A 14179-nucleotide genomic window follows, 5' to 3' on the forward strand; every position below is an offset into this window, starting at 1 on the left:
AAAATCGCGTTTCATTCTATGATTCGGGTCACATTTTGCCTGGCCCCCTAGCGCGGTGCAGGTGAACATGCCATTATTTCCGGGTAGCAAAAACAACGGGCTGGTTACACAGCCCTTAACCCTAAGCCACCACAGGGTTAACGCCCGGTAAACGGAAGACGGGCCCCGCGACACAAGGGAGCTCCGCCCACTGCCGGGAATCAAACGTCGTTTGCAACGCATCCGCTTCAGCCGGGTGTTTTGTGGTGCGCACGTAATTGCACATGGACCCGACACACAAACCACACAAAGGAGAATCACCATGGATTGGCGCCACGAAGCTATCTGCCGCGACGAGGACCCGGAACTGTTCTTCCCCGTCGGCAACTCCGGACCTGCCCTGAGCCAGATCGCCCAGGCCAAGCTGGTATGCCACCGCTGCCCCGTTACTTCTGAGTGCCTGAAGTGGGCGCTCGAGACCGGCCAGGACGCTGGCGTCTGGGGCGGGCTGTCCGAGGAGGAGCGCCGCGCCCTCAAGCGCCGCAACAAGGCCCGCGCACGCAACCGTGCCCGCCTCTCGGCCTAACGCCCTAGCGGATTACCCGGCAGCGGGTACCGGGCGATAGAGTGGAACACCTGTAACCGGTACCCATCACTAGAGGAGGCCCCCATGAGCAAGCGTGGTCGCAAGCGCAAGGATCGTCGTAAGAAGAGCGCTAACCGCGGTAAGCGTCCTAACGCATAAGCACGCGGTACGACGAGCAAGCGGGCCCTTCCCACCTGGGGAAGGGCCCGCTCTCGCGATTCACGCGCCCGTGGTGAGCACTAGTACGTCTCCGTGTAGGTGACCGTCGTGATGGACGCGATGATCCGGCGGCGCAGCGGTTCCGGCGCCTTGGCCGGGCCGCAACAATCTTTCACCATGGAGCGCACGTCGCGTTCAGACCGAGCGACGGCCAGACACTCCGGGCAGGACGCGAGATCCCGCGTGATGGCCTCTCGGCGTTCAGGGGTGGTGTCGGCGTCAAACAGTTCACACAGCAGTTGGTGGGTGGCGTTGCAGCCGTGTGCGTCGGTGTGGGTGTGCCCGGTGGACATTACTTCTCCTTCGCGTCCTGTGCGGTGCTGTGCGCGCGGGTCGCGCCAGCCATGTCTGCATGGTCGAGTCCAATGCCCCGCTCTTGTGCCACGTCCTTCAACATCCCTCGGAGCTGTTTTCTTCCCCGGTGCAGCCGGCTCATCACCGTGCCGATCGGAATGTCCATCACTTCCGCGATCTCTTTGTACGCCATGCCCTCCACGTCGGCGTAGTAGACCACCATGCGGTAGTCCTCGCTCAGCGAGTTGAGCGCGTCGGAGATCCGTGAGTTCGGCATCGCTTTTAGCGCCTCGACCTCTGCGGACTCCAGCCCTGTCGAGTCGTGCGAACTCGAGGTGTAGAGCTGGTTGTCCGTCACCTCGTCGGCTGAGGTCTCCAGTGGGCGGCGCTGCTTCTTGCGGTACGAATTGATGTACGTGTTGGTCATAATCCGGTACAGCCACGCCTTGAGGTTCGTACCCGGTGTGAAGCTGCCGAAGTTTTTGTAGGCCTTCAGGTACGTCTCCTGCACCAGGTCCTCGGCATCTTGCGGGTTTCGCGTCATCCGTAGCGCGCCACCGTAGAGCTGGTCCAAAAGGGGCATCGCTTCGTCGTTGAAGCGCGTCTTCAGGTCGTCGCTTGCGCCGTTGTCAGGCTCGGTTTCGGGCATGCCCGCCATTGTAGGGCCACCGGTTGCCACGGCTACCCTGTCCCCATGGCAGAGAAAACCCGTGCATTGACCGCTTTGCATGGCACCGACCACGAGGTGCTCACCTATGCCCCGAGCCAGGACCACTTTGGCGCCCACGCCGCCGAAGAGCTGGACTTAGAGCCGGCCGCCGTGCTGAAGACGCTGGTGATTGCCCACGAACGCGACCTGGCGATCTGCTGCGTGCCCGTGGACGGGCACCTCTCGCTCAAGGCCGCGGCGAAGGCGCTGGGCTGGAAGCGCGCCGAAATGGCGGAGCCTGCAAAGGCGCAGCGGGCCACCGGCTACGTCGTCGGGGGCATCTCCCCGCTGGGCACGCTGCACACGCTGCCAACGCTTATCGACGCCTCCGTGGCCGACCTGCCCACCGTCACCGTCTCCGCCGGCCAACGCGGCTTATCTGCCCGCCTGTCCCCGCGAGACCTCGCCGAACTCACCGGCGCCCAATTCGCGGCAATCAGCGCCCCATAAGTTCTGCGTAGTCGTTCCTGGTGTTGCCGACCTCCTGCGCGGCCTCATTCCACACGAGCGTCTCGGCCACGCGCGACGGGTGCACCAGCTCGAGGGCCTCCTCCGGCGTGCCCTCAACCCACTGCCGGACTTCGTCCCGGCGCAGAAACAGCGGCAGACGGTGGTGCAGCCACGCCATGTTCTCGGCCGCCTCGGTGGTGACCATGGTCGTAGACAACCGCTCGAGCCCCGTCTCCCACAGCGCCGCCGCGAAGAGCATCCCGTCCTCCGGGCGCACGAAGTACGGCTGCTTGCCGTTTTCCGTCTGCCGCCACTCGTAGTAGCCGTCCAAGACCATGAGGCCGCGGCGGGCCTTGAACGCGCTGCGGAACGAGGGCTTTTCGGCCACGGTCTCACCGCGGGCGTTGAACAGGGGCGCCCCGGTCTCGTCCTTCTTCCAGGTGGGCAACAGCCCCCACCGGGCAGCGTCGATACGCGCGTCGTTTCCCGCGATCCTGATCAGGGGCACTTGCTGCGTCGGCGCGATGTTGTAGCGCGGCGGCGGGGCGCCGTCCGGCGCCTCCACCGCCGACACGCCGGGCAGCCCCGCCACGGCTTGGGTGAGATCGTCGCCTGAGGTGAAAAGAACGAATCGTCCGCACATGCCCTCCATTATCATTGCACGCATGAGCGAGATGTGGCCAGCGCCGTTTCACCCCAGCCCAGTCACCCACACCCGTGAGGTGCCCGGCTCGAAATCCATGACGAACCGCGCGTACATCCTCTCCGCGCTCGCCTCCGGCCCCTCCACCATCACGGGCGCCCTGCGCTCGCGCGACACCGACCTCATGGAGGCCGCGTTGCAGGCGATGGGCACCGGCATCCGGCGCGACGGCGCGACCAGCCACGTCACGCCGGGCCCGCTGCGTTCCGCGGAGGTGGACTGCGGCCTCGCAGGCACCGTGATGCGGTTCGTTCCGCCCGTCGCGGCGTTCGCGGAGGGGCCCGTGCTTTTCGACGGCGACGCCCACGCACGCACACGCCCCATGGCCACAATCCTGGAGGCGCTGCGCGCCCTCGGCGTGAACGTGACGGGAGAGAGCCTGCCGTTTACGGTGCACGGCACCGGCGGCGCCGTGGGCGGGCCGGTGGACATCGACGCCTCCGGTTCCTCCCAATTCGTCTCCGGTTTGCTGCTTTCCGCCCCGAGGTTCAAGCGGGGCGTGCACATCCGCCACACCGGCGACACCCTGCCCTCCATGCCCCACATCGACATGACGGTGGCAATGCTTGCCGACGCCGGAGTGCACGTGGAGGCCGCCGAGAAGTCGTGGGCGGTGCAGCCGCAGGAGATCCGGGGCACGCACTGGGCGATCGAACCCGACCTTTCCAATGCGGCGCCATTTCTGGCCGCCGCAGCGGTGACTGGCGGGGAGGTGCGAATCCCCCACTGGCCGGAGCACACCACGCAACCGGGCGCGGCCATGCTGTCCATCTTGGAGCGCATGGGGTGCGAGGTTGAGCTGGAGGCAGACGGAGCGCACCACACCCTGCGCGTGCGCGGCCCGCAGCCGGGGCACCTCCTGGGCATCCACCTTGACATGGGCGATATCGGCGAGCTGGCCCCCACCGTGGCCGCGATCGCCGCCTGCGCCACCACGCCCAGCGAGCTGACGGGCATCGCCCACCTGCGCGGCCACGAAACCGACCGACTCGCCGCGCTTTCGGCAGAGATCAACGGGCTCGGAGGCGACTGTGAGGAGCTTGCTGACGGGTTGCGCATCACCCCCACCCGGATGCGCGGCGGCGTGTGGCACACCTACGACGACCACCGGATGGCCACCGCCGGTGCCATCATCGGGTTGGTGACGCGGGGGGTTGATGTGGAAAACATCGAGACTACGTCCAAGACGCTGCCCGGGTTCGCGCAGATGTGGGCGGAGGTGGTGGCGCAGTAATGGGCCGTAGCTTCTCCGACTATGACGAATCTGACGTGCGTGTCCGCCCCGGGAAGGGATCCCGGCCGCGTTCCAAGCAGCGCCCTGCGCACAAGGACGCCGAGTTTGGCCTCGTGGTGGCCAAAGACCGCGGCCGCTGGGGCGTGGTGCTGGACACCGGCGCGCGCCTGCAGTGCACACGCGCCCGGGAGTTGAAACGGACCTCCATTGAGGTGGGCGACCGTGTCGGCGTCGTCGGGGACACCTCAGGGGATAAGGACACGCTCGCCCGCATCGTCAAGCGCGCGGATCGCACCTCCGTGCTGCGCCGCACCGCCGACGACACGGACCCCTATGAGCGCATCATCGTCGCCAACGCGGAGCTCATGCTCATCGTGGTGGCTGCGGCAGACCCGCCGCCCCGGACCGGTTTTGTGGAGCGGGCGCTGATCGCCGCCTTCGTCGGCGGTGTCACCCCTGTGGTGTGCGTCACCAAGACCGATCTGGCCGATCCGTCGGACTTTGAACGCGAACTCGATGCGATGGGCGTCGACGTGTTGCGCACCGGCGTGGAGGACGGGGTGGAGCGGCTGCGCGAGCGCATTGCGGGTCGGGTCTCCGCCCTCATCGGGCACTCCGGCGTGGGCAAGTCGACGCTGGTCAACCGCATCGTGCCTGAGGCAGACCGAGAGACCGGAGCAGTGTCCGGCGTGGGCAAGGGGCGCCACACCTCCACGCAGTCCGTTGCGCTGGAGGTGCCCGGCGGTGGCTGGATCATCGACACCCCCGGCATCCGCTCGTTCGGCCTCGCGCACGTCGCCCCCGAAGAAATCGTGGAGGTGTTCCCCGATCTTGCGGAGGCCGCGGAGCGCTGCCCCCGCGGCTGCACCCACCTTGGTCCCCCGGCAGACCCCGAGTGTGCGTGGGACGAGCTGGACCCCGACTCCCCCGTCGGCCGGCGCGCAGCCGCTGTGCGGGGCCTGCTTGCGGCCCTGCACTCCAACAACGACTGGGAGTTAAAGCAGCTCGACGAGGACCGGTAGCTCGCTCGGGTCGTAGAACGCCATGTAGTTGTCCTGGGCGTCGCCGACGGTCAGCTCTGCGTCCTCGTCGCCGAGGTCGGCGGCATCAACGACCTCGATCGCCTTCGCCGTTGCCTGCTCAGCCTCCGCAATGTCGACGTGGATGGCCGCAACGTCCTCCAGCTTCACCGGCCCCGCGAGTCGCACCACGGATTCGCCCATCTCCGGGTCCGCGGTGGCATCCGCGACATCCGCGGAGATGACCACGCGCCGGTGCGGGTGCCGCTCTTCGTCGCCGATGGCTAAGAGCCGGATCGAGGCGAGCGCAGCGTCGTCGAACGCGACCGCCTCAATCTCCTCCTCATCGCCCGAGGTGAAAAAATCGTGCAGTGCATCGGTAGCCGCAAACGCCCATCCGTTTCGGGCGTGAATCAGCTTGTTCTCCTCCAGCGAGGCGAGCATGCCGAAGGTGGCGGGAAGGTAAACGCGCACTAGAACTCGCCCTCGATGTCGAAGAGGGACTGGATCTCTACCGCGGTGCGGTCGATGGCCGTGTGCAAGATGCCAATCATGTTGTACTCGACCGCGGCGCGGACGTTCATGATGTCGTCGTCGATCATCACGCACTCGTTCAGATCCACCCCGACAGCGTCCGCGGCGGCTTGGAACGCGGCGCGCTCCGGCTTCTCAGCCCCGATCTCGCCTGAGAGCACAACGGCGTCCACCACGCCGTTGAACTCCCACTCGCGGATCTGCTCTGCAGCCTCGCCGTCGCCCTCCTCGTTGGAGAGGATGCCTACGGCGATGTCCTTTTCCTTTACCGCCGCGATGAGGGTTTTCCAGCGCTTCTCGTCCTCTGCACCGGTGTCCAACACGCCTGAGTAGTCGATGATCAAGCCCTGCACGGGACCCCTCTTTCGTTTGTTGCTCTTCGGATGTGCACTTAAATGAGCACGCCCTTTACACGGGCGGCTGCAAACGTGGACAATGATACCCACCCCGCAGCCACACCGTCCCCCTCCATCTGGCATCACCGCATGACGCGAGGGAGGATCACCCCACATGTACTACACCGCCCCAGGGCACCGGCACGTCCAGATTCTCGTGCCGACGGCGAGCCGCGGCCGGTCGCCGTCGGCCCCCGCACCCGCGTCCCCCTGCCCCGGCCCGCACAGTCCGCGGCGAGACGTGGAGCCCGTCGTCGCCGAGGCGCTTTCCGCAGCCTTAGGTACGGGCCGGCAACCGTCGATGATGGCGTGGCGGTTTGCCCCTGCCGTGCGGGCGCACATCCGGGCGAGGCAACGCGCAGCCGCACTGGCCGCTGCTCAAAAAGCCACCACCCCCGCGGCGGGCAAGGTGAGGGTTCTCACCTGCCACACCCGCGAGGGTGGCGAGTTCTTCGGTACGGTCCAGGCCGCCGACGGCACCCGGCGGGCCTACGCCGCCAAGATCGACGGGGGCAAGCTCGTCTCGTTCAAGGTGCTCTAGCGCGAAGACGCGGCCGCGGCGTCCTGGTCCTCGAACTGTTTGCGCATGGCAAACAACTGGCGCACGGTCTCCTCCTGGACCGCCTCGTTCATCGCGTTAAACATGTCGCCGCCCTCCTTCTGGTACTCCACCAGCGGGTCGCGCTGCGCCATCGCGCGCAGGCCGATGCCCTCTTTGAGGTAGTCCATCTCGTAGAGGTGCTCGCGCCACTTCGTGTCGATGATGGGCAAGATGACCATGCGCTCAAGGTTGCGCATCTGGTCTTCACCGCCGATGGACGTGATGCGCTCCTCCAGGCTGTCGTACTGGGCGTTAGCGTCGTCGATAAGTGCCTGGCGCAGCTGGCCCGAAGTGAGCTCGCCCGGGGACCCGTACTCGTCGCCGTCGATGAGTTCCTGCGCGCTCACCTTGGGGCCGTACAGGGAATTAAGCGCGTTCCACAGCTCGTCGAGGTCCCAATCCTCCACGTACCCCTCAGCGGTCGCGCCGTCCACGTACGCGCCGATGGTTGACTCGATCATGCGCCGCACTTGGCCGGCGATGTCGCGTGAACCCAAGATCTCCTGGCGCTCGCGGTAGACCACCTTGCGCTGTTCGTTGAGCACCTCGTCGTACTTCAGCACGTTCTTGCGCATCTCAAAGTTCTGGTTTTCCACCTGGGACTGCGCGCCCTTGATGGCGTTGGAGACCATCTTCGCCTCAATCGGCACATCGTCCGGCACATTGAGGCGGTTCATCATGTTCTCCATGGACTGGCCGACAAAACGGACCATCAGCTCATCGCGCATGGAGAGGTAGAAGCGGGATTCGCCCGGGTCGCCCTGGCGGCCGGAGCGGCCGCGCAGCTGGTTGTCAATGCGGCGCGACTCGTGGCGCTCGGTGCCGATGACGTACAGGCCGCCAGCCTCGCGCACCTCGTCGCCGAGCTGCTGCGAGCGCTCTTTGGCAATCGGCAGCTGCTCGTTCCACGCCTCCTGGTAGCGCTCCTCGTCCTCGAACGGGTCCAGGCCCTGCGTCTGCAGCTTCGCGTCGAGGAGAACCTCGGGGTTACCGCCGAGCACGATGTCGGTGCCGCGGCCGGCCATGTTGGTGGAGACGGTCACCTTGCCGGGCAGGCCCGCCTCGGCGATGATGCGGCCCTCTTCCTCGTGGTGCTTTGCGTTCAGCACGTTGTGCTCCACGCCCTTGCGTGTGAGCAGCTGCGACAGGTACTCCGAGCGCTCGACCGAGGTGGTGCCCACGAGCACCGGCTGCCCCTTCGCCACGTGCTCCGCGATGTCATCCGCTACAGCCGCGAACTTGGCTTCCTGGGTCTTGTAGATCAGGTCGTCGCGGTCAGCGCGCTGGTTCGGGCGGTTCGGCGGAATTTGCACGACGTCCATCTTGTAAATCTGGTGCAGCTCCGCCGCTTCGGTCTCCGCGGTGCCGGTCATGCCGGATAGCTTGTCGTAGAGGCGGAAGTAGTTTTGCAGGGTCACCGTGGCCAGCGTCTGGTTCTCGTTTTTGATCTCCACCTGCTCCTTGGCCTCGATGGCCTGGTGCATGCCCTCGTTGTAGCGGCGCCCGGGCAGCACACGGCCGGTGAAGCCGTCCACGATCATGACCTCGCCCTGGCGGATGATGTAGTCCTTGTCGCGCTCGAAGAGCTCTTTCGCCTTGATGGCGTTGTTGAGGTAGCTGACCAGCTGGGAGTGCTCCGGCGCGTACAGGTTGTCAATGCCCAGCTGGTCCTCGACAAACTCGACACCCTCCTCAGAGATGCCCACGGTGCGCTTGCGCTGGTCCACCTCGTAGTGGATGCCCTCGCGCATGCGCGGGGCAAGCTGCGCGAACACGTTGTAGAACTGGCTCGAGCCGTCCACCGGACCGGAGATAATCAACGGCGTACGCGCCTCGTCGATGAGGATGGAGTCCACCTCGTCCACGATTGCGTAGTTGTGGCCGCGCTGCACAATGTCGTTGACCGAGCGCGTCATGTTGTCGCGCAGGTAGTCGAAGCCGAGCTCGTTGTTGGTGCCGTAGGTGATGTCGGCGTCGTACGCCTTCTTGCGCTCCGCCGGGCGCATCTCGGACAGGATCACGCCCACCTCTAAGCCCAGGAAGTGGTGCACACGGCCCATCATCTCCGCGTCGCGTTTGGCCAAGTAATCGTTGACGGTGACAATGTGCACACCCTTGCCGGACAGCGCGTTGAGGTAAGCCGGCAGCACCGAAGTCAGGGTCTTGCCTTCACCCGTCTTCATCTCGGCGACGTTGCCGAAGTGCAGGGCGGCACCACCCATGATCTGCACCTTGTAGTGCTTCTGGCCCAACACGCGCCACGACGCTTCCCTGGCGGTGGCAAACGCGTCGAGCAGGATGTCGTCGAGACTCGCGCCGCCTTCCAGTTGGCCCTTGAACTCGGCAGTCTTGGCCCTGAGCTCCTCGTCGGTCAGCGCGGAGTACTCCTCGTCAAGCGCCATTACCTCATCGGCAATTTTGGCGAGACGCTTGACAGTGCGCCCCTCGCCGGCACGGAGCAGCTTTGACAGTCCAAACACGTGTGCAAAGTCCTTTACTACTGGTTGACAGGGCCAAAGTGGTACAACGGGCCATTGTACGCACGTCAGCGCCGGTGGGAACAACCTCTAAGGCACCTCACAGCAGAACCCGTACCAACGCACGATTGCCCGCCCCGCCCGGGAAAATCTGGGGCGGCGCGGGCAATAGACGCCGGGGCTAGTTGGTCTCGCCCTCCGGCGCGAGCTCAATCAATCCGTAGTCGTACGCGTGGCGGCGGTACACCACAGCCGGGCGGTTGGTCTCCTCGTTGATGAAGAGGTAGAAATCGTGCCCGACCAACTCCATCTCGCTGAGCGCGTCGTCCACACTGCGCGGGGTGTTGGGGTGCACCTTGGAGCGCACGATCTGCCCCGGGACCACGTCGTCGACCTGGCCCTCGTACGGGTCCACGTCGTACTTTCCGGCCTGGTCCGCTGCGCGCTGCTGGGCGGCCTTGGCATCCGCCTCCATCTCAGCAGCCAACACACCGGCGCCCTTTGGCGCGCGGTGGCCGGACAGCGCAATGTTGCGCCGGGCCTTGACCTTGCGCAGGGAGCGCTCCAGCTTGTCTACTGCGGCCTCGAGCGCCGCGTAGAAGTTTTCCTGCTTCGATTCAGCGCGGGCAAGGTGGCCCGATCCGGTCGCCGTGATCTGGATGCGTTCCGCCTCCGATTCGCGCCTGGGGTTCGGCTCGTGCTGCAGCTCCACGTGGAACGACGTCAACGTGGGGTCCAGCTTTTCAATCTTGGCCAGCTTGCTGTTGACCCGTTCCTGGAAGTGCTCCGGGACCTCCACGTTTCTCCCGGTGATGGTCACTCGAGCTTCCGGGCTGAGCGCCTCCCCCTGGCTCGGAGCGGCCGGCGCGGTGGTCTGGTTGCGGTCTGCAGAAGTCATCTGCGTCCTCCCTTGCGGTAGTAGGAACTGCGTCCACTTCCACCATATAACTGGTTATGACCAATTTCAGGCGTTTCGGTGAACCATTACGCCGCCGCTTAGGCGGCGCACAGGGTGACGCACGCCGCTACGTCCGCGCCGCGCGAGATGAGCAGCGCGGTGCTTGCCTGCAGCGTCGCGCCGGTTGTCACCACGTCGTCCACCACCACGATCCGCCCCGCAGGCACCCCGTGTATGCGCACCCGCCCCGCCAGGTTCAACCGGCGCCCGGCCTCGTCCAGCCCGGCCTGGTCAGCGGTGCGCGGGTCGAGGGCCAGCACCGGCGCCACGCGCCTGCCGCTTGCCCGGCACACCTGCTGCACCGGGTCGCCGCCGCGGGCGCGGGCGGAACGGGCCCGGGTGGGGGCGGGAACGAGCACGGTGTCACACGGGATATCGCCGCGCGCTTCCAGATAGCTCAGTGCCGCATTCAGGACGGCACCGATGTGGCGGCGCACCGCCACGTGGTTGCGCTCCTTCATGGCCAGGATGACGCCGCGGTGGGGGTCGGCGTACGGCCCGAGGGCAAAGACCGGCGCGTGCGGCGCGGTCTTTGGAAAGACCCGCTGCGGCGGCGCGGCGAGACTTAGCCGGCACGTGGGGCACAGGAGGTGACCCGGCCGACGGCACCCCGCGCACGCCTGCGGCAGGATAAGCTCCCCCATCTGCGCAAACACATCCCCCATCCGTTCCCCCCTCTCGGACGGCAACTCTAGCGCGAGGTGATCGGCAGCGCCCGCACACCTTCCAGGCCGGGCACCTCGCGCCAAATGGGATTGTCCGCACCGGAGGCCGGTACCTGCAGCAGCGCGTTGGCGTCGGTGACATAGAGCGTGTTCGGCGAGGCCGCCACCGCCACCACCGGCGCGGAAATGTTGCCCGAGGACATGGCCGTCATGGAGGACCCATCCTGCTCCACGCGCATGACCGGGGTGGACGTGGCGGTACCCACCAACAGGGATCCGTCCGGGCGCCACTCCGCGGAGATGACGCTGCCGTCCAACTCCTGCGCGTATTCGTAGACGTTGACAACGGAACGCTCACCGGAAGCTTCCCGCCGCACAATGCCGGTGTAGAGGCTGCCGTCGATCACCATGACCACCCGCGTGCCTGTGCGTGACAGGCGCAGCACCGAAATGTTGCCGTCCACCCCCTCGGGCAGCTCCACCTCGACCTCACCGGTTGTCAGTTTGCCGGTTGCCGCAGATTCGACGGTACGTAGGATTCGGGTGCCGTCGGCAACCGTCCACACCGCGGAGGCATCCGGCTCGAAGGTGGGGCGGGTGAACGTCCCGGCGCGCATGACCTCTTCCCCGGTGCCCCCGAGCATTCCTATGCGGAACACGTCGTCCGCGCCGTCCCCAGGTTTGCCGAAGATCGCGGCCCATTCGCCGTCGGCAATGTCCACCGCGGCCACGTCGTCTGCACTTCCGAGCGCGCCTTCGACCGGCTGCGTCGACCGCTCGTCCACACGCACCACTTTGCCCCCGGCCAGGGCGTACAGCGTGGTTTCGCCGACGGTTTCCACAAGCGGGCTGGCCGCGATGAAGTCGTCGGTGTCCAGGTCCGTGGCGCCGTCGAGAAGCGGCTGCCCGTCCGCCTCCAGCGTGTAGGGGCCGGTCACACCCGCGGTCGCGAGCGTCCAGACCACCTGTGCAGCGAAGCGGGCGCGCTCATCCTCGCTCACCCCCGCGAAACCGGTGAACGTGTAGGCCCCGTCTTGCTCGCCGGTGTAGGAGGCGCTAGACGGCAACGAGCTTGTCAGCGCCGGGAGCAAGCGCTCCGACGGGCCTTCCATGAGCAGCCCGATCAAGTCGCTGGCCAGGGTTTCCCGCTGCGAATGCACCCACCGGCGGTCCGTGACCAGCTCCCGGTCATCCTCGTCGAAGAAGTACAAGTTGTACGGCTGGTACTGGTTGCGCAGCTCGGTGCGCTCGAGGACGACGCCCTCCGGCAGCGAGGAAATCCGCCACTGCCCGTCAACCATCTCCATGTCGATGGTGGCCTCGTACGTGCCGCGCTCCGGTGTGTACGAACCGCCTTGGCGCACCGAGCCCACCACGGACCCGTGCACCGAATAGCTGCGCTGACCCACCGGCGACCCCGGGAGGGTGGTCATGCCGATGCTGTCCACCACGAGCTTCTGCCCGCTGGGATCCCAGGCCGCCGACGCGCCCTCGGTGAGGTAAGCGCGCGCCGCCTCGTAGTCCGCATCGGGCCTGGCGGACGCGGCGTAAAAGTCTCGCAGGAGCAGGTCCGGCGCCTGGTCTTTTTCCGGGCCCGCGGCCTGGGTCTCCGTCTCCACGGGGTTGAAGGAACGGATGACGTGCGGCGCGGAGTTCGTCGGCAGCGACGCGCACCCGGAAAGCGTCGCGGTCGCCGCCACCGTCACGCAGGCGAGCAGTTTACGTGCGTGCATCTGTGTCCTCCTGGGGCACTTGCGTATCGACGTCCTCCGGCTGCCCACCAGCCTGCGCAACCTCGGGCGCCTGGGCGAGCTCCACTCGCGGCGGCTCCAGCGGCAGCGGGGACTGCGTGAAGCCGGCTTCCAGGGTGCGCGGCAGCACCAGACGGAACTGCGAACCCACGCCGAATTCGCCGGCCGCGTCCAGCACTCCGCCGTGCAGCTGCGCATCCTCCCGCGCAATGGCTAGGCCGAGGCCGGTGCCCCCGGAGTGGCGTTTGCGGGACTTGTCCGCGCGCCAGAAACGGTTGAACACCAGCTCGTCCTCACCCGGCTTCAGGCCCACGCCTCGGTCGGTGACCGTAATGGCCACGGCTTCCTCGTTGGAGCGCATGCGCACGGTGACCGGGTTGCCCTCCGAGTGGTCGATGGCGTTGGCGATGAGGTTGCGCACGATCCGCTCGATGCGGCGGGCGTCGCCTTCCAGCGTCTGCGGCTCGTCCGGAATGTCGAAGACGACGTCCACGTCGAGCTCCTCCGCCAAGTAGCGCGTTTGCTGCCACGCGGATTCAACCGGCTGTCGTGCGTCCACGCTCGCCGTGGACAGCTCGGCGACACCCGCGTCGTGGCGCGAAATCTCGAGTAGGTCGTTGAGCAGGGCTTCGAAGCGGTCCAGCTCGCTGATCATCAGCTCTGACGCCCGCCTCGTCGCCGGCTCCAGGGAATCCTCGTTCGCGGCAATCATGTCCGCGGCCATGCGCACCGTGGTCAGCGGCGTGCGGAGCTCGTGGGAGACATCCGAAGTGAACTGGCGCTGCAGTGAGCCGTACTCCTCCAAGTTGCTGATCTGCTTGCTCAGCGCGTCCGCCATGTCGTTGAAGGACATGGCGAGAACGGCCATCTCGTCCTCACCGTCCACCGGCATGCGCTCGCGGAGGTGTCCCGAGGCGAAGCGTTGCGCGGTCCGCGACGCCGAGCGCACCGGCGCGACGATCTGCTGCGAGGCCAGCCACGAGATGCCCATCAGAAGGACCACCACAATCACCGCGGCAGAGGCCAAAATGCCGCGCATAAGCGCAACCGTGGAGGCCTCGCTCTCCATGTTCATGACCAGGTAGAGGCGAAGGTTAGGAATGTCAGAGTTGGTCGGGGTGCCGACAATCAGCGCGTCGTACGCCGAGCCGTCCGGGCGCTCAACCGCGGCGAACTGGTAGGCCACGTTACCGTCCATGACGTAATCGCCCAGCCGCCGGGGGATCTGGTACGCCTCGGGCGATGATGTCACCGAGCCGTTCGCGGCCTCCACCACCAGCACGGGTTCGTAGAAGCTCGCGGAGTCGCCGCTTTCCTGGGCGCGCTGCGTCAACCCGGCGCGCGCAGCGTTCAACCGGGCCTGCAGCGACGCCGACGACCCGGAGTTGGCAAGCTGGTACTCCACGGTGGCTCGAGCCCGCTCGATCTCCACGCTGGCCGTCTCGACCTTCGCCGCGGTAATGCGGTCGGTCACCACCGAGGCGAGCGCCAAGCCGAGCACGGACATCACTACTGCGGAGACAAGCAGCATGGTGCCGACGAAGCGCACCTGCAGCCGAGTAGACCAGGCGTGCCGCACCCGGTCGCGGCCACGACGTATGGCGT

Annotated in this window: 16 protein-coding genes; 6 read left to right on the forward strand and 10 right to left on the reverse strand. The window is 66.6% G+C overall.

Annotated elements, in window-relative coordinates:
• Positions 1–301: 301 nt before the first annotated feature.
• Positions 302–565, forward strand: a complete 264-nt coding sequence (locus tag HF989_RS05675) for a WhiB family transcriptional regulator (protein ID WP_038610031.1) — start codon at positions 302–304, stop codon at positions 563–565.
• A gap of 84 nt (positions 566–649) precedes the next feature.
• Positions 650–724, forward strand: coding sequence for a 50S ribosomal protein bL37 (locus tag HF989_RS10930; RefSeq protein ID WP_100227335.1), 75 nt, complete (start codon positions 650–652; stop codon positions 722–724).
• An 80-nt stretch (positions 725–804) separates the two neighbouring features.
• Here HF989_RS10930 and HF989_RS05680 read toward each other — a convergent pair whose 3' ends face one another.
• Both HF989_RS05680 and HF989_RS05685 read right to left on the reverse strand, forming a co-directional pair.
• Positions 805–1077, reverse strand: coding sequence for a mycothiol system anti-sigma-R factor (locus tag HF989_RS05680; protein WP_168684696.1), 273 nt, complete (start codon positions 1075–1077; stop codon positions 805–807).
• The gene (locus tag HF989_RS05685; RefSeq protein WP_168684697.1) at positions 1077–1727 is read right to left on the reverse strand and encodes a sigma-70 family RNA polymerase sigma factor; all 651 of its coding nucleotides are present in this window, start codon (positions 1725–1727) and stop codon (positions 1077–1079) included. Before HF989_RS05685 ends, HF989_RS05680 begins: the two co-directional genes overlap by 1 nt.
• Before the next feature lie 45 nt (positions 1728–1772).
• Here HF989_RS05685 and ybaK point away from each other — a divergent pair, with 45 nt between their 5' ends.
• Entirely contained in the window at positions 1773–2237 is a 465-nt protein-coding gene (gene ybaK, locus HF989_RS05690; protein WP_168684699.1) for a Cys-tRNA(Pro) deacylase, read from the forward strand.
• Here ybaK and HF989_RS05695 read toward each other — a convergent pair.
• Positions 2224–2880 (reverse strand): SOS response-associated peptidase, encoded by a 657-nt coding sequence (locus HF989_RS05695; protein WP_168684701.1) that lies wholly within the window; start codon positions 2878–2880, stop codon positions 2224–2226. The two genes, ybaK and HF989_RS05695, sit on opposite strands and share 14 nt — an antisense overlap.
• A gap of 22 nt (positions 2881–2902) precedes the next feature.
• On the opposite strand from HF989_RS05695, the gene aroA reads away from it, so the two are divergent.
• Positions 2903–4174 carry a 3-phosphoshikimate 1-carboxyvinyltransferase gene (aroA, locus tag HF989_RS05700; protein ID WP_168684703.1) on the forward strand — a complete coding sequence of 424 codons (1272 nt, stop codon included), beginning with the start codon at positions 2903–2905 and terminating at the stop codon, positions 4172–4174.
• Positions 4174–5196, forward strand: a complete 1023-nt coding sequence (rsgA, locus tag HF989_RS05705; RefSeq protein ID WP_168684705.1) for a ribosome small subunit-dependent GTPase A — start codon at positions 4174–4176, stop codon at positions 5194–5196. The genes aroA and rsgA overlap by 1 nt, the downstream gene beginning before the upstream one ends.
• On the opposite strand, the gene HF989_RS05710 is transcribed toward rsgA, so the two are convergent.
• Both HF989_RS05710 and HF989_RS05715 read right to left on the reverse strand, forming a co-directional pair.
• Positions 5170–5667, reverse strand: coding sequence for a DUF6912 family protein (locus HF989_RS05710; RefSeq protein WP_343033556.1), 498 nt, complete (start codon positions 5665–5667; stop codon positions 5170–5172). The genes rsgA and HF989_RS05710 overlap by 27 nt on opposite strands.
• On the reverse strand, positions 5667–6080 hold the full coding sequence (locus tag HF989_RS05715) for an HAD-IA family hydrolase (protein WP_168684707.1): 414 nt from the start codon (positions 6078–6080) through the stop codon (positions 5667–5669). The genes HF989_RS05710 and HF989_RS05715 overlap by 1 nt, the downstream gene beginning before the upstream one ends.
• Positions 6081–6426: 346 nt before the next feature.
• Here HF989_RS05715 and HF989_RS05720 point away from each other — a divergent pair, with 346 nt between their 5' ends.
• Positions 6427–6663: a hypothetical protein gene (locus HF989_RS05720; protein WP_168684709.1), complete on the forward strand. Its 237-nt coding sequence runs from the start codon at positions 6427–6429 to the stop codon at positions 6661–6663.
• Here the strand turns inward: HF989_RS05720 and secA are convergent.
• From secA to mtrB, 5 genes are all read right to left on the reverse strand, one after another.
• Positions 6660–9203 (reverse strand): preprotein translocase subunit SecA, encoded by a 2544-nt coding sequence (secA, locus tag HF989_RS05725; protein WP_168684711.1) that lies wholly within the window; start codon positions 9201–9203, stop codon positions 6660–6662. The two genes, HF989_RS05720 and secA, sit on opposite strands and share 4 nt — an antisense overlap.
• 178 nt (positions 9204–9381) lie before the next feature.
• Complete coding sequence (gene hpf, locus HF989_RS05730) at positions 9382–10098, reverse strand: ribosome hibernation-promoting factor, HPF/YfiA family (protein ID WP_168684713.1); 717 nt, start codon at positions 10096–10098, stop codon at positions 9382–9384.
• A gap of 98 nt (positions 10099–10196) precedes the next feature.
• Entirely contained in the window at positions 10197–10823 is a 627-nt protein-coding gene (locus tag HF989_RS05735; RefSeq protein ID WP_168684715.1) for a ComF family protein, read from the reverse strand.
• Between the two features lie 26 nt (positions 10824–10849).
• Positions 10850–12556, reverse strand: coding sequence for an MtrAB system accessory lipoprotein LpqB (gene lpqB / locus HF989_RS05740; RefSeq protein ID WP_168684717.1), 1707 nt, complete (start codon positions 12554–12556; stop codon positions 10850–10852).
• Positions 12543–14153, reverse strand: a complete 1611-nt coding sequence (mtrB, locus tag HF989_RS05745; RefSeq protein WP_343033557.1) for an MtrAB system histidine kinase MtrB — start codon at positions 14151–14153, stop codon at positions 12543–12545. The genes lpqB and mtrB overlap by 14 nt, the downstream gene beginning before the upstream one ends.
• Positions 14154–14179: the final 26 nt, after the last annotated feature.

This window comes from Corynebacterium mucifaciens, assembly GCF_012396315.1.
GTDB classification, from domain to species: Bacteria; Actinomycetota; Actinomycetes; order Mycobacteriales; family Mycobacteriaceae; genus Corynebacterium; species Corynebacterium mucifaciens.